This is a genomic window from Streptococcus sanguinis, assembly GCF_019929145.1.
Classification (GTDB): Bacteria; Bacillota; Bacilli; order Lactobacillales; family Streptococcaceae; genus Streptococcus; species Streptococcus sanguinis_U.
On record NZ_JAHZOW010000001.1, the window covers coordinates 1 to 21044 of the forward strand.

Consider the following 21044-nt stretch of genomic DNA (forward strand, 5'->3'; position numbering starts at 1 on the left):
AGCACCCTTAGCTCAACTGGATAGAGTACCTGACTACGAATCAGGCGGTTAGAGGTTCGACTCCTCTAGGGTGCATTTGGAAGCGAAGTCTTAGGGCTCCGTTTTTAGATTGTTTAAACATCGGGAAGTAGCTCAGCTTGGTAGAGTACTTGGTTTGGGACCAAGGTGTCGCAGGTTCGAATCCTGTCTTCCCGACTAGATAACATAGATGATAGATGTACTAATCTATCTTTTTTGTTTTTAAGAAAACTGTATTTACAGTATTTATGACTTAGCTTACATAGGATTTAATTAGCGATAGAATCTTTTAGAACTTCTGGTTTTGTCTCTTTATATAATCCTATTTGAAAGCAAGGGATTTGATTATTCAACTAGGTTTAGTTTGATTTTAAAGTCTAGTGTTCCAGAAGTTTAGTTTGTATCAAGCTGCTGAAATGTACTTTTCATTTGATATTAGTGATATTAAAGATAAAAACCTCTGATAGCAGTATTTGTTGCTTTCAGAGGTTTTTTATATGTGCTGAGTTTGATTTACTACATCAAAGAGTATTCGTCAGATAGCATAATGGTTTCTTTGCCCTTGTTATCAACGATGTAGACTTTTCTAGGAAAGAAAGGGTCAAATTGATAGTTTAAGTCAAATGAAATAATGGTGTTGAAGTTTTTTTGTGAGAAGCGAAGAGATACTCTTCCTTGGCTATTGATGATTTCGAACTTGAGGACTGGGCGAAGTTCAAAGACTCCTTTGAGATTGTTATCAATAACGTACCAGAATGAGTCTATAATTTCTTCAGGGAGGCTCGTCATGATGCCAAAGCTGGCATATCGTCCGAGAGTATTTGTAAATGCCATGGGAGACTCCTTTCTTACAGTCTGGATTTTCTTATATGATACCCGAAAATGCTTGAGATTGCAAGAATTTGACCTCTGGCAGGTCTGAATTAGACAAAAGAAAAAGAGCTTACGCTCTTTGACAACTTTATCGATTCTTTAGTTCAACATAACGTTTGTACCAAATATTGACATAAGCATCTGAAAATGGACCTCTTCCGTTGTTAATCCAATCAACTAGGATTTTGACATTTTCTTTGAGAATGAAATCCAAATCATCAGAATAGTGCATCTGTTTTTTGTGGCGTTCATATTCTTCTACATCCAACAGGCGTTTTTCACCATCAGCAAAGACTTTGACGTCTAAATCATAGTCAATGTATTTTAGAGCTTCATTATCCAGATAGTAAGGGCTGGCTAGGTTGCAGTAGTATGAAGTTCCATTGTCTCGAATCATGGCAATGATATTAAACCAGTATTTTTTATGAAAATAGACAATGGCTGGTTCACGTGTTACCCAACGTCGGCCGTCACTTTCTGTTACCAATGTGTGGTCATTAACACCAATAATGGCGTTTTCTGTTGTCTTTAGTACCATGGTATCTCGCCAGGTGCGGTGAAGATTCCCATCATGCTTATAACTTTGAATTGTAATAAAGTCGCCTTCTTTTGGAAGTTTCATAACTTACCAACTTTCTACAATTTATAAGTTTATCTTCTTTATTGTAACATATTTTCATAGAAATGCATAAGTTTTCATAGAAAATCTTAAAGATATTCTCTCAGAGCGCTAGCGATGTCGGAGAAATCATAGCCTTTGCGAGCTAGAGCTTGGGTCAGACGCTGTTTTAAGTCATAGCCGTCGTATTTTTTTGAGTACTTGCGGTATTGCTTGTCTAGCTCTTTATAGAGCAGTTCTTGCTGGTTTTCTTGGTCTTCTTCGATTTCCAAATGCTGATAGGCGTTTTTGGCTTGGCTGTATGAAAAACCTTTGTTTATCAAGGATTGAAGTATTTTATCTTGTAAAGCCTTGCTGGGCAGTTTTCCTTGGTGTTTTTTGAGCAGCTTTTCGGCAACCTTGTCTGTTAGTTCAGTAAAATCAAACTGGCTCAATTCGTCTTCTATGATAGTGCTAGAAATCCCTTTTTGACTGAGTTTTTGCTTGAGAACAAAAGCGCCTTTGTCACCGGTGAGAAAGTTAGATTGGATAAAAGAATTAGCATATCTTTTATCATTAATCCAATTATCCTTTTTTAGATTGTCCAAGACCTGGCTGATGGTTTCTGGTTGGATGTCGTGCTGCGTTAAGTAGTCTTTAACTTCCTTAGCAGTTCTTTGCTTGAAGGAGAGATGGTAAAGAGCTAGATTTTTTCCGTAAGAAAATTGGGCATAGTCTTGAATTTCTGATAGCTCCTGCTCTGTGATTTCCATTCCTTTGGACAGCATGAAGCGGACGATGGTGTCTTCTGTAATATAGAGCTTTTCACTGCCGTCCAACTCCAAGAGGTAGAGTCTTTTTTTCTTTTCGATTTTTGTGATTTTCATAAGAGATTTTGGTAGAATCCTTTCTTCTAGCTAAATGCTTCAAAGGCAGCTATCAAGCGTAGTTTGTCTGTATCAACCTCCTTCCTGCCATAGTAGTCAAGAAAGTGCTCTGCATATTGAGGATCAGATAAATTATAAGTAAGAGACCAGATTGCCCAGTAAAGGTCAAGGTGGTGATCGCTAAGGCCAGCGAGACCAACGTCAATAAAGCAGGAGAAGGTTGCTGCGTCTTTCAGAATGAAATTAGGCAAGCAGGCATCTCCGTGGATCAAGGCGTCCGCCGTCAGTAGACCTCCCTGCTCTTGGATAAGCTGGTATGCTTCTTCTCGACTTGAGATGTGAAATTGAGGCAGCAAGGCTTTTTGATAAAAGCAGCCTTTCTGATAATTTTCCTCTGCTTGCTCTTTATAGTGTTGGAGGCGATGCTGGATTGGGAAATGCTGGGGTTGGAGGCTGTGAAGTTTTCTGAGCGCGGCAGCCATCGTTTGGCAAAGTTCTTCTGGCTATTGGAGAAAGGCGAGGGAGTCTTTGCCCTCGGCTTCTTTAGTCAGCAAGTAGTCTTTATCTGCTGTCAAGTAGTGAACGACAGGCACACCAAGCCCTTGCTCTTCAAACCATTTGGCAAGTGTGGCTTCTTGAGCTAACTGGCCTTTTTGGTCGATTTTCAAATAATAGCCCGTATCAGCATAGAAAACACTGGCTGCAGAATGTGAGGAGCTGTCGTAAAAGTTGGCCCCCTCTAGATAAGTTCGTATTTGCTCAGGGAAATGGGCTAGTGGAAAGGATATTTTTTCTGCTTTCATACTTTTATTGTAACATATTCTCAACTAATGCGAGGCAGCGTGGTATAATAGAAGCATGAATGTGAAAGTGAAGCAAAGAATCCCTTTGAAAATTAAGAAAATGGGGATTAATGGTGAAGGGATTGGATTTTATAAGAAAACGCTGGTCTTTGTGCCAGGGGCTTTGAAGGGTGAAGAAGTCTACTGTCAGGTGACCAGGGTTCAGCGTAATTTCATCGAGGCCAAGCTCTTGACCATCAACAAGCGGTCAAAATTTCGGGTGGAAGCACCTTGTGAGATTTATGATAGCTGTGGGGGCTGTCAAATCATGCACCTCCATTATGACAAGCAGTTGGAGTTTAAGGAAGATTTGCTGCGTCAGGCCTTGAAAAAATTTGCGCCAGCTGGCTATGAGAACTATGAGATTCGTCCGACCATTGGTATGCAGGAGCCGCTCTATTATCGGGCTAAGCTGCAGTTTCAGACTCGGAAGTTCAAGGATGAGGTCAAGGCTGGGCTCTATGCCCAGAATTCCCACTATCTGGTCTCGCTGAAAAACTGTCTGGTTCAGGACAAGGTGACGCAACAGATCATAAATAAGGTGGCTCGGCTTTTAGGCAAGTATAGGCTGCCCATCTATGATGAGAGAAAGACTGCTGGAGTGCGCACCGTTATGATTCGCAGGGCCAGAAAGACAGGTCAGGTGCAGATGATTTTTGTGACGGGGCGTAAGCTGGACTTTTCTCCAGTCGTTCGAGACCTGGTGGCTGAATTTCCAGAGTTGGAGACAGTGGCGGTCAATTATCATACGAGCAAGTCCAGTGAGATTTACGGGGATAAGACAGAGATTATCTGGGGCGAGAAGGCCATCCAAGAAGGAGTGCTGGACTATGAGTTCTCCCTATCGCCTCGAGCTTTCTATCAGCTCAATCCTGAGCAGACAGAGGTGCTCTACGGGGAGGCGGTTAAGGCGCTGGATGTGACGAAAGAAGATCATTTGATTGATGCCTATTGCGGAGTGGGGACCATCGGATTTGCCTTTGCTAAAAGGGTTAAGTCTCTGCGTGGCATGGACATCATCCCTGAGGCCATTGAAGACGCCAAGCGCAATGCAAAAAAGATGGGCTTTGACAATACACTCTACGAAGCTGGAACGGCAGAGGAGATTATTCCTCGTTGGTACGCTGAAGGTTATCGGGCGGATGCCTTGATTGTTGACCCACCGCGAACTGGTCTGGACGATAAACTGCTGGAGACGATTGTCCGTTATGCACCTGAAAAGATGGTCTACGTTTCCTGCAATGTCTCAACTCTGGCTCGGGATCTGGTCAAGCTTTGTCAGGTCTACGATGTCCACTACATCCAGTCGGTTGATATGTTTCCGCATACTGCTCGGACCGAGGCAGTAGTGAAATTGTCTAAGAGAAATAGCACTCGTTTGAGTTAATTAGAAACAGCTCGCTAAAGTTGATAAATCATTCTAAAAAGGACTTAGTTTTCTTGTAATACAGGGCTAAGTCTTTTCTTTTGTCAAAATTACAATGGTTTTTATCGGAAGAGTAAGTTCGGAAGGTTAGTCTCCGTCTAATCACTTAGTAAAAAAGAGAACACTCGTTAAGTGTTCTCCAATGGCAATCAGTTATATTAGAATAAACCGAAGACTAGGACTGCAAGGACGGCACCAATAATTGGTCCGACAACTGGAATCCAAGCATAGCTCCAATCACCATTTCCTTTGTTTGGAATCGGAAGGAGACTGTGCATGAGACGAGGTCCTAAGTCACGAGCTGGGTTGAGGGCATAGCCAGTTGTTCCACCAAGTGAGAGACCAATCCCGACAATCAATGTTCCGACTGCAAAAGTGCCAATGCCCGCTTGCAGCTTATAAAGTCCAAGAGCGAAGATAGTCAGCACAAGGACAAAAGTTCCAAGGATTTCGCTAATCAGGTTAGAGAAGGTATCTTTGATAGCTGGGCCTGTGCTGAATGTCCCCAGGACGTTAGCCGGATTTTCTTCAGCGAGATAGTGAGGTTTGAACTGTAGGAAGACGAGGAACTGTCCGACCATAGCACCTGCAAACTGAGCAAGGACGTAAGGAAGAACAGATGCCCAAGGCAAATCACCTTTCAGAGCTACTCCGATAGTTAGGGCAGGATTCAGATGGGCTGGGCCAAGGTTGCCAGATACAAAAGCAGCGATGGCAACAGCAATCCCCCATCCCATGGTAATCACAATCCAGCCTGAATTGTGACTCTTGGTTTTGGGAAGAACCACACCTGCAACGACGCCATTTCCCAGAAGGAGCAAGAGCAGTGTTCCTAAAAATTCGCCAAATATTTCTTTCATCATCTATATTACTCCATTTAAAAGAAGGGGTGGCAGACAGTTCTTGGTCTACCGCCTCTTCTCATATTTTCTATTTTTTTAATTCTTCTAAATCGTTATTTGCAAGGGCAGCTTGTACGTCGTTTCGATAAGCTGCTTTTTCTTCTTCTGTCCAGTCGTAGAATCGTCCCATTTCATCCAGAACAGGCTCTACAATAGCATCTAAACCATCCCGCATAAAGAGCATGTGATTTGTCCGGCGAAGCAGGAAGTCGACTGGGCTGAGTGCTAATTCATTACGCATAGCATAATGCAGTGACAAGGTATCCGCTAGGCTGAGACCTGGTGCTTGTTCAATGCTGTGAGCGAGGGCAAAGACTTTAGGAGCATTGGAACCGTAAAGGTTTGCAAGATAGAAGGCTTCTTTGCTGTCTAAGCCGCGTGAGACACCAAGTTGAGCAAAAGCTTCGATTTCGGAATCCACATTTGCTGGATTGAGCTCTCCGCCTGAAACAGGGTAGGTCTTCGAATTGATGAGTTTGAAGCTGCGGTCAAATTCTGCTTTTAAGATTTCAACCACGCGCTCCATAGCGCCTTCCGCCATCTTACGATAGTCTGTGATTTTACCGCCAGCAAGGGTCAAGAGGCCATTGTTATCACGTTCCAGGCTGGAACCGCGAGATACAGCAGATGGATCTAAGTGTTTTTCAGACGTGCTGCTTTCGAGTTGCGTAACAGCTGCCTCAACATCCTCGCGGGACTTTTCTTTAGCCAAATAGCTTTCAACGGTCGCAATCAGTGCATTGAAGCTTTCATCGCTGATGGTACCGTTGTTTCCGCCGTTGTAGTCAGAAGCACTGTTTCCTGCAATCAGAGGACGCAGACCTGCCCAACTGCTTTCGATGTCGTCAATCGTGATGTTTGCTTCTGGGAAGCGATTGTTGACAATGCCCAAGAGATAATCCACATCTTCTTGTGTTACTTTTGGATGCTCTAGGTCGCCAGTGTAGTCAGTATCAGTCGTACCAAAGTAGGTTTTATTTTCACGTGGAAGAACAAAGACCATCCGCCCGTCTCCCAAGCCTGTATCAAAGTAGACTGGCTGAGACACCTTGATCTTGCTAGAGTCAACCACTAAGTGAACACCCTTGGTGGGACGCATTTGTGAGTATTGCTCACCGTCATTTGACAGATTGCGCACCTTATCGCTCCAAGGTCCAGTTGTGTTGATGACCAAGCGAGCCTTGATTTCAAAGACTTCATCTGTCAAGAGGTCACGCGCAACAACGCCTGTAATCTTTCCAGATTCGTCAAAGAGGAAGCCTTCTGCTTTGACATGGTTGGCAATCAGTGCGCCGTCTTGGTTGGCGCGTTTGATATTTTCAATCACGAGGCGAGCGTCGTTGTTGCGGAAGTCAAGATAGACACCACCGCCGACTAAGCCTTCCTTCTTAAGTTCGGGTTCCCGTTCTAGGACTTCTTCCTTGCTCAAGACCTTGTTGGCAGCAGGAGTGTTGTTGACACCGGCTAAGAGGTCGTAGAGGTCCATAGCCACTTTGAGACGGAAGAGACTGAAAGTAGCACCCTCTTCTTCATAGACAGGAAGGAGCATAGGATCTGGTTTTGGAATATGGGGGGCAATTTGCTGAACTACAGCACGCTCAGAAACTGTATCTGAGACCACTTCTACGTCGAATTGCTTGAGGTAACGAAGGCCACCATGGACCAATTTGGTAGAACGGCTAGAAGTCCCTTCTGCAAAATCCTGCATTTCAATCAGACCGGTCTCCAGGCCACTAGCAGCGGCTTGCAAGGCTACCCCAGCACCAGTAATCCCTCCGCCAATAATCAGGAGGTCTAAGGTGCGTTCCTGCATTTTTTTAATCGATAATTCACGTGTTTTCTTTGAAAATTCCATAATTACACACTTTCTAACTTAGTCGTTTCACGCTTCTACTGACTTGATTATCAAAATCAGTCGTCGATTTCTGCAAAGACTTGAGTTGCCTTAACGGCTTTTTTCCATCCTTTGTAGAGTTGTTCCTTACGGGATTCATTCATAGACGGTTCAAAGAGTTCTCCAGTTTCATTGAGAGTGCGGAGTTCGTTCAAGTCTTTCCAGTAGCCTACTGACAGTCCTGCCAAGAAGGCTGCACCGAGAGCAGTTGTTTCTAAGTTTTTAGCACGGGCAATATCGATTCCCAAAATGTCAGCCTGGAACTGCATGAGGAAATTGTTCATAGCAGCACCGCCATCAACTTTGAGGACTTGAATAGCAGTCTTGGCATCCACCTGCATAGTATCAATGATGTCTCGTACTTGGTAAGCGATGGATTGCAGAGTAGCCTTGATAAAGTCTTCTTTGCTGGTTCCGCGGGTCAAACCAAAGACAGAACCACGTGCATTTTGATCCCAGTAGGGAGCGCCCAGACCTGTAAAGGCAGGTACGACATAGACTTCATCATTGTTGTGAGAGTCGAGGGCATATTTTTCAGATTCTGGTGAATTTTCAACCATCCGAAGACCGTCGCGCAGCCATTGAATAGCACTTCCGGCAATGAAGATAGAACCTTCTAAGGCATAGTAAACTTTGCCGTTAATTCCATAGCCAATGGTTGTCAAGAGATTGTTTTCAGACAGCTGCATCTCTTCACCAGTGTTCATGATGATGAAAGAACCAGTTCCGTAAGTATTCTTGACCATGCCAGGCTCAAAAGCTAACTGTCCAAAGAGAGCTGCCTGCTGGTCACCAGCCATGCCAGAGATTGGAACTTCTCCGCCGTAGAAATGGAATGGAGCAGTCTTACCATAGATTTCTGAGTTAGAACGAACTTCTGGAAGCATGGCCTTTGGAATGTTGAGAATTTCCAAAATCTCATCGTCCCACTTGAGTTCCTTGATGTTATAGAGCATGGTACGGGCTGCATTTGAGTAGTCGGTCACGTGAGCTGCGCCGTCAGTCAATTTCCAAACCAGCCAGGTATCGATAGTCCCAAAGAGCAATTCGCCCTTTTCAGCTCTTTCTTGTGCTCCCTCAACATGGTCCAAAATCCAGCGAACCTTGGTAGCAGAGAAGTAAGCGTCAATAATCAAACCAGTCTTTTCGTGGAATTTTTCCACATAGCCTTGGCTTTTCAGCTGTTCAGCCAGAGGAGCAGTCTGGCGAGATTGCCAAACGATAGCATTGTAGATAGGAAGACCAGTATTCTTATCCCAGACGACCGTTGTTTCACGCTGGTTGGTGATCCCGATGGCTTCGATTTGGTTAGGTTTGACTCCACTTTCGATGAAGGCGCCGGCGATAACGGACTGCACAGAGTTCCAAATTTCATTGGCATTGTGCTCAACCCATCCAGCTTGAGGGAAAATCTGAGTAAATTCTTTTTGACTGGAGCTAACTTTTTCTCCTTTTTTGTTAAAGATGATGGCGCGGGAACTAGTAGTTCCTTGGTCGATGGCCATGATGTATTTTTCTTGTGACATGAACTGTCCTCCTAGTAAAAATCTTGAGGATGTTTCCTCTACAGTAACTAGTATATAAAATAAAACGCTTTCTTTTTCATCAACTTTTTTTAATTTTTAAAAAAATATGAGGATATTGTGCGAAAATCACAAAGAAACCTGGATTTCTCCAAGTTTCTTAATGAAATATCATGTGACGGATTTGAGCCAAATCTTCCAAATCCAAGTCATTTTTTAAATAATAGACGGGAACTTGCTGGTTCTGATGGATGGGATTGTTGGTGATGATGAGGTCATAATTTCTAGTAAGGTCGTAGGATTCAATCGTAATAAAGCGATTGTACTCTAAGTACCGCCTTAAAATGGCTGTCATCCTAGAAACAACGATAAAGCTATCTGTTAAGTCCATGCCTATCTTGATGACTTGACCGTCATTTTCAGCAATGTACTCCATCAGCTGGAGCCATTCCCACAACACCTTTTTATCCAGAGATGTTCCCTGCTGGAAAATAGGCAGTTTGCTAAAAATAGTGTCTGCCACTTGTCGATAATCGTCTTCGCTCCATAAGTAAGGATGGCGCAATTCCAAATCATGCTTGTATTTGTCTTGCAAGAGACAGCCTTTGAAAAGAAAGACATGGGCGCAGAGCTGACTGAGTTCGTAGGTCACTTGATCTTCGATGTAGTCACCAAGCAAGTCCTGTCCCTTCATCTCTTGAATGAGTTGCGTAATCAGACTGGCAATTTCACCGCCAAAGCCCAGTATATACTCCATGGTGTGCAGGGGCAGAATCCGATGGGAAAGCAGAAATGAAAAGAAAATCATCATTTCCCCGTCTTCCTGACTCAGAGTGATGTGCTGTCCGGCAAAGAAATCATTTGTTCGGCGATGCAAGCGTTGATAGAAGATGTTTTCAAAATAGCCCTGCATTTTCTGCTCAATGTTTTGGAATTGACAGGCATTGACTCTTAGGCGCTGTTGGGTAATATGTGCCCAAAGAGCCAAGTCCAATCGCTGTCCTTGAGAGAGTTGGGCTCCACAGAGTTCTTCTAAGACGGCAACTTCCTGCCTTCTTTCTGATTTTTGAAGTTCTTTTTCCCAATCTTGGCTGGACCAGACCTTACGAAAGAGGCAGAAATAAAAATAGCGAATCTGGTGCTCAGGCCCTTTCAAGCGGCCATTTTGGATAGATAGCTCAAACTCTGATAAAATCTGATTTAAACCGGATATATGACGGCCGAGTGTTGCTTCACTGATCATCAGCTCTTGGGCTAATTGATGGGCTAAAAACTGCTGATGATAGAGCAGGTAATTTAAAATCTGGTATTTGATAGAATTGTCTAAGAAGAGTCTACGAATATCCCGTCCCTTGGTATCCGGTCCGATGGACAGGCTGAGTGTTTCGTCCTGAAGCTGGATGGATAGGGCTGCATGATGGTCCGCTGCCTTGTCGTTAATCAAGCTAATGTACTTGGTCAAGGTTGCTTTCGAGAAGCCGGTTTCAGACATAACGTCCTTCAAACTGGATGTAGAATGCTGCTGTAAATAAGACAGGACAATAAACTGCCCCGCTTCACTCTTTTCCATTAAGTCTGCAAGATACATACGAAAACCCTCTCAATTCACTAATCTTAGCTTATCACAAAAGGGAAAAAAGACGAAGCAATGTGCTTTATATTTTCTTATTGTTGCTCGAGGTAATAATGGAAGCATAAGTCTATCATCTTATCTATCTTAATTTGCTATTCCATTTTGTTTGAACAGTGTAAGAGGAGTAGAACCCAATTCTTCTTTGCTTTGAGTTTGATCGCTTTTTTATGGTATAATTGTAGAAAAATGACGATGAGGGAGCAGCTATGGATAATGTGATTGATTTGTCTATCCCAGTGGCAGAAGTGATTGAGAAGCAGCCCGAGGTTTTGGATGTTTTGGTCGAGTTGGGCTTTACGCCTCTGGCCAATCCCGTTATGCGCAATACAGTCGGGCGCGTGGTTTCTATCAAAAAAGGAGCCAGCATGAATGGCATTGACCTGAATAAAATCAAGCAAACTCTGGAATTAAACGGCTATGAAGTGGTGGGGATTTAGGCATGGCTACTGAACGCATTGAAGTCCTCAAATCAATCTTGCTGGATTTACATAACGGAGCTTCTGCAGAGTCTGTGCAGGACCTTTTCAATGAGCATTTTGCAGGTGTGTCCGCTATCGAAATCAGCCTGATGGAGCATGAGCTGATGAACTCGGATACGGGAGTGACCTTTGAAGATGTCATGTCTATCTGCAATGTCCATGCCAATCTCTTTAAAGGTGCCATTCAGGATGTGGAGGTGGCTGATACCGACCATCCAGGCCATCCTGTTCAGATTTTTAAGCAGGAAAATCTAGCGCTGCGGGCTGCCCTTATGCGGGTTCGCAGGCTCCTATCTACCTATGAAACGACAGAAGATGAGGAGCTTCTTCCAGAAATCCGCAAGGGACTCCAGCGCCAGCTGAGTTTGGTGGGGCAGTTTGATATCCACTATCAGCGTAAGGAAGAGCTTATGTTTCCTATCATGGAGAGCTACGGCCACGATTCGCCGCCCAAGGTCATGTGGGGTGTAGATGACCAGATTCGGGACCTTTTCCAAGAGGCTAAGTCTGTTGCAGAGCAGCTGCCGGACACTTCGATTCAAGAAGTCAAGGAAAAGTTTGAGGCTTTTGCGGCTGAGTTTGAAGCTATGATTTTCAAGGAAGAGTCTATCCTTCTCATGATTCTCCTCGAGTCCTTCCATCAGGATGACTGGCTCAAGATTGCTGAGGAGAGTGATGCTTATGGCTATGCTATCATCAAGCCGACAGAGAAATGGATTCCTGCGCGGCACTCATTCTCGGAGGAGGAAGTTAGGGATGCTGCTGATGAAGGAAGCGAAGCGGCAGCCAGTAGAGAACAAACTAGTGATGGCAGATTTGAGCAGGTCATTGATACGCCGGATGGTCAGGTCACTATTTCCTTTAAGCCTAAGGAAAAGAAGGAGCAAGCCTTTAATCGGGAGTCCCAGCAGCCTTTTGGTCATGGATATCTGTCTGTGGCGGAGGCCAATCTGATTTTGGACCATCTGCCCATGGAGATTACCTTTGTCAATAAGGATGATATTTTCCAGTATTATAATGACAGCGTGCCAGCGGACGAGATGATTTTCAAGCGGACACCGTCCCAGATAGGGCGCAATGTCGAGCTTTGTCACCCGCCCAAGTTTTTGGATAAGGTGCGGCGAATTTTCAAGGCTCTGCGCAAGGGAGAGCGGGACAAGTTTGAGATGTGGTTCAAGTCGGAATCAAGGGGCAAGTTTGTTCATGTGACCTATGCAGCGGTGCGGGATGAATCTGGTGAATTTCAGGGGGTGCTGGAGTATGTACAGGACATTCAGCCCTTCCGTGACATTGACAGTGATTTTTACCGAGATTTGGACTAAATATTTGCAGTTAGAAAGTGAGAAAAATGAGTTACGAACAAGAATTTTTACAGGACTTTGAAGCTTGGGTCAAGACCCAGGTCATGATTAACGAGATGGCCCTCAAGGAGAGTCAGGCAGTCTACGAGGCAGACCAGGACGAGAGGGCCAAGGAAGCGGCCATTCGCTATGAAAGTCGTCTCGATGCCTACCAGTTTCTTTTGGGGAAATTCGCCAACTATCAGGCGGGCAAAGGATTCCACGACCTGCCTGACGGACTTTTGGGTGAGAGAAATTATTGATTTTTCGCTTGAAAGGTGATAGAATAGGTTCATCAGAGGTGTTTTGAGTCAAGCATTTTACAGAAAGTGGCGGTGCTGAGAAGTCCACAAGTGTGTCAAAGCTGGTTGCTGATGAATGAAAATGAAATATTATTGTCTTTTTATTTTAAAGACTAAAGTTGCGGGCATCTGCCCGAAATTGGGTGGTACCGCGGATATTGATTCGTCCCTGTCATAGTTATGACAGGGGCGATTTTTTGTAGAAAGCGAGGGAGGAAGATGGAGCAAGCACGATTACCAGATCGATTAGAAACAGAACGTCTAGTCTTACGAGTCCGCACCGTGGCTGATGCAGTGGATATCTTTGACTATGCCAGTCGGCCAGAAGTTTCCTATCCAGCAGGCTTTCCGCCCGTCAAGACCTTGGAAGATGAGATTTATTATCTAGAGCATATTCTGCCCGAGCGCAATCAAAAGCAAAATCTCCCAGCAGGCCATGGAATTGTTGTCAAAGGGACGGATAAAGTCATTGGTTCCGTTGATTTCAACCATCGGCACGAAGACGATGTGCTTGAGATTGGCTATATCTTGCACCCAGACTACTGGGGGCGAGGCTATGTTCCAGAAGCAGCGCGTGCCTTGATTGACCTAGCTTTTAAAGAATTGAATCTACATAAAATTGAATTGTCTTGCTTTGGCTATAATCTTCAAAGTCAACGAGTCGCTGAGAAGCTTGGCTTCATCCTCGAAGCTCGCATCCGAGACCGCAAAGATGCCCAAGGCAATCGCTGTGACGATTTGAGATATGGCTTGCTTAGGAGTGAGTGGGAGGTGGAAACTGTTGGTTGAATCATTCGGAAATTTCGAACAGTTTAGTTGAATTAGAGCGCAATAATATGGATGCTTTCATATGTTTAATTGTTCGGGTAAATTATAGCCAATTAAGTCAGCTTCGCATCTAGGCAACTAAAAATTTGAAAGACTTCATTATTAGAACTTATTACAAATAAACAATATGAAAATTTAAAGGAGACACAATGTTAAAATTTACAGTAAGTAAAGTTGAAGAGCAAGTAAAAATTAAAGTTACAGATAATAATGATGAGCCTATAGAGAAAGATCTAAATTTGTTAAAAGAATATGGTGTTTTCAAATATGATGACGGTCATTATATTCTAAATGGTGAAAAGTATTCTGCCCATTATGGTGATCTTTTAGGATATTATATAGCCTTAAAACACGCTATTGAAAATTATATTGGCAATAATAGTGATATTGAGGCAATTAATGGGAACGATGAGTTAATTTTTAAAAATTGGAGCTATGAAGTTATTTCAGAAGCTATAAATAAGGATGAAACAAAGAAGCTTGCCAAAGATGTTCATACTCTTCAAAAACAATTTCTAAGTTTGGGTGGTAAGAGATATATTCAAGAAAAGCAGTTTAGAGGACTAGAACCCAAATTTGATGCAAAGGAAACGGAGGCTGGGCGTTATCAAAAATGGCTTGATGCTGATGTTTTCAAGCCTTCTGGAGATCAAAAGGCTAAGCCTTATTCGATCGTGATTCCACCGCCAAACGTGACTGGTAAACTTCACCTTGGTCACGCTTGGGATACGACCTTGCAGGATATTATCATCCGTCAGAAGCGCATGCAAGGCTTTGATACCCTTTGGCTTCCCGGAATGGACCACGCTGGGATTGCCACTCAGGCTAAAGTCGAGGAGCGCTTGCGGGAGCAAGGCATTTCCCGCTATGACCTCGGTCGTGAGAAATTTCTCGATAAGGTCTGGGAATGGAAGGATGAATACGCTGCGACCATCAAGGAGCAATGGGGCAAGATGGGCCTCTCTGTGGACTATTCTCGTGAGCGTTTCACCCTTGATGAAGGTCTGTCAAAAGCTGTTCGCAAGGTTTTTGTCGAACTTTACAAGAAAGGCTGGATCTACCGTGGTGAGTTTATCATCAACTGGGACCCAGCTGCTCGCACAGCCCTGTCTGATATCGAGGTTATCCATAAGGACGTTGAAGGTGCTTTCTACCACATGAACTACATGCTGGAAGATGGCTCACGCGCCCTTGAAGTTGCGACCACTCGGCCTGAGACCATGTTTGGGGATGTTGCGGTTGCGGTCAATCCAAAAGACCCACGCTACAAGGACTTGATTGGTCAAAACGTTATCCTGCCAATCGCTAATAAACTGATTCCAATCGTGGCTGATGAACATGCAGATCCTGAGTTTGGGACAGGTGTCGTGAAAATCACGCCTGCCCACGATCCAAATGACTTCTTGGTTGGTCAACGCCATAACTTGCCACAAGTTAACGTTATGAACGACGACGGAACCATGAATGACTTGGCCTTCGAATTTGCAGGCATGGACCGTTTTGAAGCCCGCAAAGCGGTTGTCAAGAAACTGGAAGAAATTGGTGCTCTGGTTAAAATCGAAAAACGTGTCCACAGTGTTGGTCACTCAGAGCGGACTGGCGTTATGGTTGAGCCGCGTCTGTCTACTCAGTGGTTCGTCAAGATGGATCAATTGGCTAAGAATGCCATCGCCAACCAAGCTACAGATGACAAGGTTGAATTTTACCCACCTCGTTTCAACGATACTTTCCTGCAATGGATGGAAAATGTCCACGACTGGGTAATTTCCCGTCAGCTCTGGTGGGGTCATCAAATCCCAGCCTGGTACAATGCAGACGGCGAAATCTATGTGGGCGAAGAAGCGCCGGAAGGCGATGGTTGGACTCAGGACGAAGACGTCTTGGATACTTGGTTCAGCTCAGCCCTTTGGCCCTTCTCAACCATGGGCTGGCCTGATGTCGACTCAGAAGACTTCAAGCGCTATTACCCAACCTCAACCTTGGTAACTGGTTATGATATTATCCCGTTCTGGGTATCTCGGATGATTTTCCAAGGTTTGGAATTTACTGGCAAGTCGCCATTCAAAAATGCCTTGATTCATGGTCTCATTCGTGATGAGGAAGGACGTAAGATGTCCAAGTCACTGGGAAATGGGATTGATCCAATGGATGTTATTGATAAGTACGGAACAGATAGCCTGCGTTGGTTCCTGTCAAACGGCTCTGCCCCTGGCCAAGACGTCCGCTTCAGCTATGAAAAAATGGATGCTTCATGGAACTTCATTAACAAAATCTGGAACATTTCCCGCTATATCCTCATGAACAATGAAGGATTAACGCTGGATGCGGCGCGTGAGAATGTCGCTCAGGTGGCGGCTGGTCAGGCAGGCAATGTCACTGACTGCTGGATTCTCCACAACCTCAATGAAACCATTGGCAAGGTCACTGAGAACTTCGATAAGTTTGAGTTTGGTGTGGCTGGTCACATCCTCTACAACTTCATTTGGGATGAATTTGCCGACTGGTATGTGGAGCTGACCAAGGAAGTGCTTTACAGCGACAATGAAGACGAGAAAGTCATTACTCGCTCTGTTCTCCTTTACACGCTGGACCAAATCCTGCGCCTGCTTCACCCAATCATGCCTTTCGTGACCGAGGAAATCTTTGGACAAATCTCAGAAGGCACCATTGTGACAGCGGCTTACCCAGTGGTTCGTCCAGAGTTTGCAAATGCCGAGGCAGCAGCTGGCGTGGAAGCCCTTAAGGACCTGATTCGTTCGGTGCGCAATAGCAGAGCTGAGGTCAATGTGGCGCCAAGCAAGCCAATCACTATCTTGATTAAGACGACAGACAGTGCGCTGGAAGCTTTCTTCAAGGATAATGTCAACTACATCAAGCGCTTCACCAATCCTGAGCATCTGGAAATCGCAGCAGACCTTGCCGTACCAGAGCTGGTCATGTCTAGCATCATTACAGGAGCAGAAATCTACCTGCCGCTGGCAGACCTCCTCAATATTGAGGAAGAGCTAGCTCGTCTCGAAAAAGAACTAGCCAAGTGGCAGAAAGAACTGGATATGGTCGGCAAGAAACTCTCTAACGAGCGCTTCGTAGCCAATGCCAAACCAGAAGTCGTCCAAAAAGAACGCGACAAACAAGCCGACTACCAAGCTAAGTATGACGCGACAGTAGCGCGGATTGATGAGATGAGGAAATTGGTTTAGAAAAAATACAGGTGATATTATGACAGAATTAATTACATTTCTAGAAAAACACTGGAAATCAGTTACAAAGTTAGAAGTTCGAGAACATAAGGAAGATGAAAACATCCGAGAACGTAATCCCTTAAAAAGAGATTACGCAAGGGTTATCTATTCAACTTCATTTAGACGTCAACAAGGGAAAATGCAACTATTTGAAGTAAATAGTAAAGCTTTTCATAGAAATAGATTAACCCACAGTTTTGAGGTTTCCCAAATATCTCATGGAATTGTCGATGAACTCAAGGAAAAGGTTAAGAAAGAAATTGAAACTAAATCTGAGGACACCAATACAAAAGAATATATTCAATATGAGAAAAATATAGAGGAAAATTTCTCAAAAATGAGCGTAGTGGTTGAAACAGGTTCCTTAATTCACGATGTTGGAAATCCTCCTTTTGGTCATCATGGGGAAAGGGTTTTAAATAAACTTGCTTCTGATATTGGATTTGAGGGAAATGCACAAGGCATTCGTGTTCTAAGAAAAATTGAGAAGAAGTCTCCTCAATATAATGGTCTTAATTTGACTTATCGTACTTTAGCAGCAATCATCAAGTACTTTGTTTCATATGATAAGGATAAGAAAAAATTTTTATATAAAGATGATTACAATGACTTATCTGAGAATATAAAAAATGTTTTAGATAAAGATAGCTTACCATTTAGAACAATTGATGTCCAAATAGTTGATCTTGCCGATGAGATTGCCTACTGTGCTCACGATTTAGAAGATGCACTAGCTAGCAATTATTTTACAATTGATGAATTTATTTTTAGATTAGAATATTTAAAAGATGATGAACTAGATGTAAATTCTAAAAACGCTTTCAAAACGTGGGTTAAAAAAGCAAAATCTTTCGCTGAAAAAAAGGGAGATAACGGGCTTCAAACAGAAGATTATGATTTTTATTTTCGAAGAGAGTTAATTTCTATAATAGTAAATCAACTCATAGAGGATATTGGCATTGTCGAGGTAGGTTGTAAATTTAAAGACCAAACTGGAACAATAAATGAAGAAGAGTTACGCTTTGTTAGATATGCTAAATTGGCAGAAGCACTGAAAAAAACTATATTCAATTGTGTGACTAGTTCAGATAATATTATGCTCTATGAAAAAGTTGGAACGAAGGTTTTAACGAGTCTTTTCGAATTATTTATGAATGATGAGTATAATAAAGAAGGCATGCTGATGCCCGTTGAGTATAGATGGAAAAGTAAAGAAAGTGCAGTAAATAAAACTAGAAAAGTTTTAGACTATATATCTGGAATGATGGACACATATGCTATAGAAGTTTACATGAAGCATTTTGGAGAAGATCCATTTAATGTAAAATATGATAGAGAAATATTTAAAGTATCTAAACAAGAACAAAGTAATATATTCTCCGGATTAAAAGATTCTATTTTTTCTTACATAAAGAAAAAGAAATAGATTCAATTAATCAATCAATTAACTTATTAATGTAAGCATGTTAATTATTTATATGTTCTTGGTTATTAAAATTATTGGTAATATTATGATCTATTATCAGAGTTACCAACGTAGAAAATAGGTTACTACTTGACAAATCCTGCAAGTTCGAACCGGCCTGAGAAGTACAACATTGCAGACTTCTTCTTAGGTGTTGGGGAATTGAGTTAGGATTTGAACAGACCGAGAATTCCGACTGATGTAGGCTAATTAGTTTATTAGTATGTCCGGATATATCAATTAGATCATCCATACACTCAGCTGGATTATTGTGATATTCAAGCCGTTAAGCCAGAGGGTATCCTAGCTAGGCATTTAGAGATTACTATGAAAGTCTCTATTTTACTGTAAACTCCCACAACCAAGTTCAGTTACATCTGAGCTTGGTTTTTCTATCCCTCCCCCTTCATACGTCACCAACTTAATACTTTCTTTTAAGCCTTAAAAATGATAAAATAAGACAAACAAACTATAGGAGAACATAATGACTAAAGCAAATTTTGGTGTTGTTGGTATGGCTGTTATGGGCCGTAACCTTGCCCTAAATATCGAATCTCGTGGCTATACAGTTGCCATCTATAACCGCTCAGCAAACAAGACAGAGGACGTCATTGCCTCTCATCCTGAGAAAAATTTTGTGCCTAGCTATGATGTGGAGTCTTTTGTAAACTCTATTGAAAAACCGCGTCGGATTATGTTGATGGTTCAAGCTGGTCCTGGTACAGATGCGACTATTCAGGCCTTACTTCCTCACTTGGATAAGGGCGATATCCTGATTGACGGTGGGAATACTTTCTACAAGGATACCATTCGCCGCAATGAAGAGTTGGCTAACTCTGGTATCAACTTCATCGGTACAGGGGTTTCCGGTGGTGAAAAGGGCGCATTGGAAGGACCATCTATCATGCCAGGTGGTCAAAAAGAAGCTTATGAGTTAGTAGCGGATGTCTTGGAAGAAATCTCTGCTAAAGCTCCTGAAGACGGTGCACCATGTGTGACTTATATCGGTCCTGATGGCGCTGGTCACTATGTAAAAATGGTCCATAACGGGATTGAATATGGAGATATGCAGCTTATCGCTGAGAGTTATGACCTTATGCAGCACTTGCTGGGACTTTCAGCTAGTGAAATGGCGGACATCTTCACGGAGTGGAACAAAGGCGAGCTGGACAGCTATCTGATTGAGATTACAGCGGATATCTTGACACGCAAGGACGATGAAGGTCAAGCAGGCCCAATCGTTGATTACATTCTGGATGCGGCTGGCAATAAGGGAACTGGTAAGTGGACCAGTCAATCTTCTCTGGATTTAGGTGTGCCACTGCCATTGATTACAGAGTCAGTCTTTGCGCGTTACATTTCTACCTACAAAGATGAGCGTGTGGCTGCCAGCAAGGTATTGCCAAAACCAGCTGCATTCACCTTTGAGGGAGACAAGGCAGAGTTGATTGAAAAGATCCGTCAGGCTCTTTACTTCTCAAAAATCATGTCTTATGCTCAAGGATTTGCTCAATTGCGTGTAGCTTCTAAAGAAAATAACTGGAATCTTCCGTTTGGTGAGATTGCTTCTATCTGGCGTGCTGGCTGTATCATCCGTGCCCGCTTCCTTCAGAAAATTACAGATGCTTACAGCCGTGATGCTGACCTTGCAAACCTGCTCTTAGATGAATACTTCATGGATATTACAGCTAAGTACCAACAGGCAGTCCGTGATGTTGTCAGCTTGGCTGTGCAAGCAGGTGTACCAGTACCAACCTTCTCCAGTGCCATTGCTTACTTTGATAGCTACCGTGCAGAAAATCTGCCAGCTAATCTGATTCAGGCACAGCGTGATTACTTTGGTGCTCATACATACAACCGTAAAGACAAAGAAGGTACCTACCACTATTCTTGGTACGACGAAAAATAGGATAGGCCTATGGCAAAGCGAATTTTACTAGTAGAAAATGAAAAAAATCTTGCCCGATTTGTGAGTTTGGAACTGCAAAAGGAAAGCTTTCTTGTAGATTTGGCTGAGACTGGTCAAGAGGGACTGGCTTTGGCTAAAGATGTGGATTATGACTTGCTCTTGCTCAACTATGATCTTCAAGATATGACTGCCAGCGATTTTGCTCAGCAGCTGAGCTTGATTAAGCCAGCGTCCGTCATTATCGTTCTGGCTAGTCGCGAAGAGATTGCAGATCAGCAGGAAGCAATCCAGCATTTTGCCGTTTCCTACGTAGTCAAGCCTTTCATTATCAGTGATTTAGTGGAGCGTGTCTCTATCATTTTCCGCGGGCGTGACTTTATCGATCAGCACTGCAGCCTCTTGAAAATTCCGACCTCTTACAGGAATCTGCGAGTGGATATTAAAAATCACACAGTTTACCGTGGCGAGGAAGTTATTGCGCTGACGCGGCGGGAGTACGATCTGCTGGTAACCCTGATGGGCAGCAATAAGGTCATGAGCCGTGAGCAACTACTGGAGCGTGTCTGGAAGTACGAGAGTGCAACGGAGACCAACGTTGTAGATGTTTATATTCGTTATCTGCGCAGTAAAATTGATGTGGAAGGGCAGCCAAGCTATATCAAAACCGTTCGCGGTGTTGGTTATGCCATGCAATAATAAAAAAATCAAAACTCTGTTCTCCTTGAGAGACGGAGTTTTTTTGCTCTTGTTATAGTATAGATAGGAGAACTAATAGGATTTTTCTAACTATTTTATGCAATCGTTTTCGTTGAAATATAGCAAAAATATAACTATCGAAGAGAAAATGCAGTATTTTAGGTGCAAAAAAGAGAAAAAATTTTTA

At 43.2% G+C, this 21044-nt stretch carries 16 protein-coding genes, 2 tRNA genes and 1 pseudogene; 11 read left to right on the plus strand and 8 right to left on the minus strand.

The genetic code is table 11. The annotated features are described in order from the left end of the window. Window position 1 precedes the first annotated feature (1 nt). A tRNA-Arg gene (locus tag K1I94_RS00005) sits at window positions 2-75 on the plus strand. A gap of 46 nt (window positions 76-121) precedes the next feature. Continuing rightward, window positions 122-195, plus strand: a tRNA-Pro gene (locus K1I94_RS00010). A 339-nt stretch (window positions 196-534) separates the two neighbouring features. Here the strand turns inward: K1I94_RS00010 and K1I94_RS00015 are convergent. The 4 genes and pseudogenes from K1I94_RS00015 to K1I94_RS00030 all read right to left on the minus strand — a co-directional run bounded on the left by K1I94_RS00015 (window position 535) and on the right by K1I94_RS00030 (window position 3179). After that, window positions 535-852, minus strand: coding sequence for a DUF960 domain-containing protein (locus tag K1I94_RS00015; RefSeq protein WP_002905830.1), 318 nt, complete (start codon window positions 850-852; stop codon window positions 535-537). A gap of 127 nt (window positions 853-979) precedes the next feature. Beyond that, a complete protein-coding gene (gene ntdP, locus K1I94_RS00020) occupies window positions 980-1513 on the minus strand; it encodes a nucleoside tri-diphosphate phosphatase (RefSeq protein ID WP_002896978.1) in 534 nt (177 codons plus the stop codon). An 86-nt stretch (window positions 1514-1599) separates the two neighbouring features. Beyond that, on the minus strand, window positions 1600-2376 hold the full coding sequence (gene recX / locus K1I94_RS00025; protein WP_002896979.1) for a recombination regulator RecX: 777 nt from the start codon (window positions 2374-2376) through the stop codon (window positions 1600-1602). Between the two features lie 26 nt (window positions 2377-2402). Further along, window positions 2403-3179, minus strand: a pseudogene (locus K1I94_RS00030) (aminoglycoside 3'-phosphotransferase). Window positions 3180-3234: 55 nt separating this feature from the next. Here K1I94_RS00030 and rlmD point away from each other — a divergent pair. Next, entirely contained in the window at window positions 3235-4605 is a 1371-nt protein-coding gene (gene rlmD / locus K1I94_RS00035) for a 23S rRNA (uracil(1939)-C(5))-methyltransferase RlmD (protein ID WP_011837396.1), read from the plus strand. Window positions 4606-4802: 197 nt separating this feature from the next. Here the strand turns inward: rlmD and K1I94_RS00040 are convergent, their stop codons facing one another. From K1I94_RS00040 to K1I94_RS00055, 4 genes are all read right to left on the minus strand, one after another. Then, window positions 4803-5507, minus strand: coding sequence for an MIP/aquaporin family protein (locus tag K1I94_RS00040; protein ID WP_002932621.1), 705 nt, complete (start codon window positions 5505-5507; stop codon window positions 4803-4805). Between the two features lie 67 nt (window positions 5508-5574). Continuing rightward, complete coding sequence (gene glpO, locus K1I94_RS00045; protein WP_223314030.1) at window positions 5575-7401, minus strand: type 1 glycerol-3-phosphate oxidase; 1827 nt, start codon at window positions 7399-7401, stop codon at window positions 5575-5577. Window positions 7402-7457: 56 nt separating this feature from the next. Further along, complete coding sequence (glpK, locus tag K1I94_RS00050; protein WP_223314031.1) at window positions 7458-8966, minus strand: glycerol kinase GlpK; 1509 nt, start codon at window positions 8964-8966, stop codon at window positions 7458-7460. Between the two features lie 157 nt (window positions 8967-9123). Beyond that, window positions 9124-10551 (minus strand): helix-turn-helix domain-containing protein, encoded by a 1428-nt coding sequence (locus tag K1I94_RS00055; protein ID WP_223314032.1) that lies wholly within the window; start codon window positions 10549-10551, stop codon window positions 9124-9126. 251 nt (window positions 10552-10802) lie between these two features. Between K1I94_RS00055 and K1I94_RS00060 the strand changes: the two genes are divergently transcribed. The 8 genes from K1I94_RS00060 to K1I94_RS00095 all read left to right on the plus strand — a co-directional run bounded on the left by K1I94_RS00060 (window position 10803) and on the right by K1I94_RS00095 (window position 20857). After that, window positions 10803-11033, plus strand: a complete 231-nt coding sequence (locus K1I94_RS00060; RefSeq protein ID WP_002913176.1) for a DUF1858 domain-containing protein — start codon at window positions 10803-10805, stop codon at window positions 11031-11033. Between the two features lie 2 nt (window positions 11034-11035). Beyond that, complete coding sequence (locus tag K1I94_RS00065) at window positions 11036-12397, plus strand: DUF438 domain-containing protein (protein WP_223314033.1); 1362 nt, start codon at window positions 11036-11038, stop codon at window positions 12395-12397. Between the two features lie 26 nt (window positions 12398-12423). Then, window positions 12424-12678, plus strand: a complete 255-nt coding sequence (locus K1I94_RS00070) for a DUF1912 family protein (protein ID WP_061911354.1) — start codon at window positions 12424-12426, stop codon at window positions 12676-12678. A gap of 258 nt (window positions 12679-12936) precedes the next feature. Then, window positions 12937-13506 (plus strand): GNAT family N-acetyltransferase, encoded by a 570-nt coding sequence (locus K1I94_RS00075; protein ID WP_223314034.1) that lies wholly within the window; start codon window positions 12937-12939, stop codon window positions 13504-13506. 188 nt (window positions 13507-13694) lie between these two features. Continuing rightward, window positions 13695-16745 (plus strand): valine--tRNA ligase, encoded by a 3051-nt coding sequence (locus tag K1I94_RS00080; protein WP_223314035.1) that lies wholly within the window; start codon window positions 13695-13697, stop codon window positions 16743-16745. 19 nt (window positions 16746-16764) lie between these two features. After that, window positions 16765-18213, plus strand: coding sequence for a deoxyguanosinetriphosphate triphosphohydrolase family protein (locus K1I94_RS00085; protein ID WP_223314036.1), 1449 nt, complete (start codon window positions 16765-16767; stop codon window positions 18211-18213). Window positions 18214-18736: 523 nt separating this feature from the next. Further along, window positions 18737-20161, plus strand: a complete 1425-nt coding sequence (gene gndA, locus K1I94_RS00090; RefSeq protein WP_125341047.1) for an NADP-dependent phosphogluconate dehydrogenase — start codon at window positions 18737-18739, stop codon at window positions 20159-20161. A gap of 9 nt (window positions 20162-20170) precedes the next feature. Beyond that, a complete protein-coding gene (locus K1I94_RS00095) occupies window positions 20171-20857 on the plus strand; it encodes a response regulator transcription factor (protein ID WP_223314037.1) in 687 nt (228 codons plus the stop codon). Window positions 20858-21044: the final 187 nt, after the last annotated feature.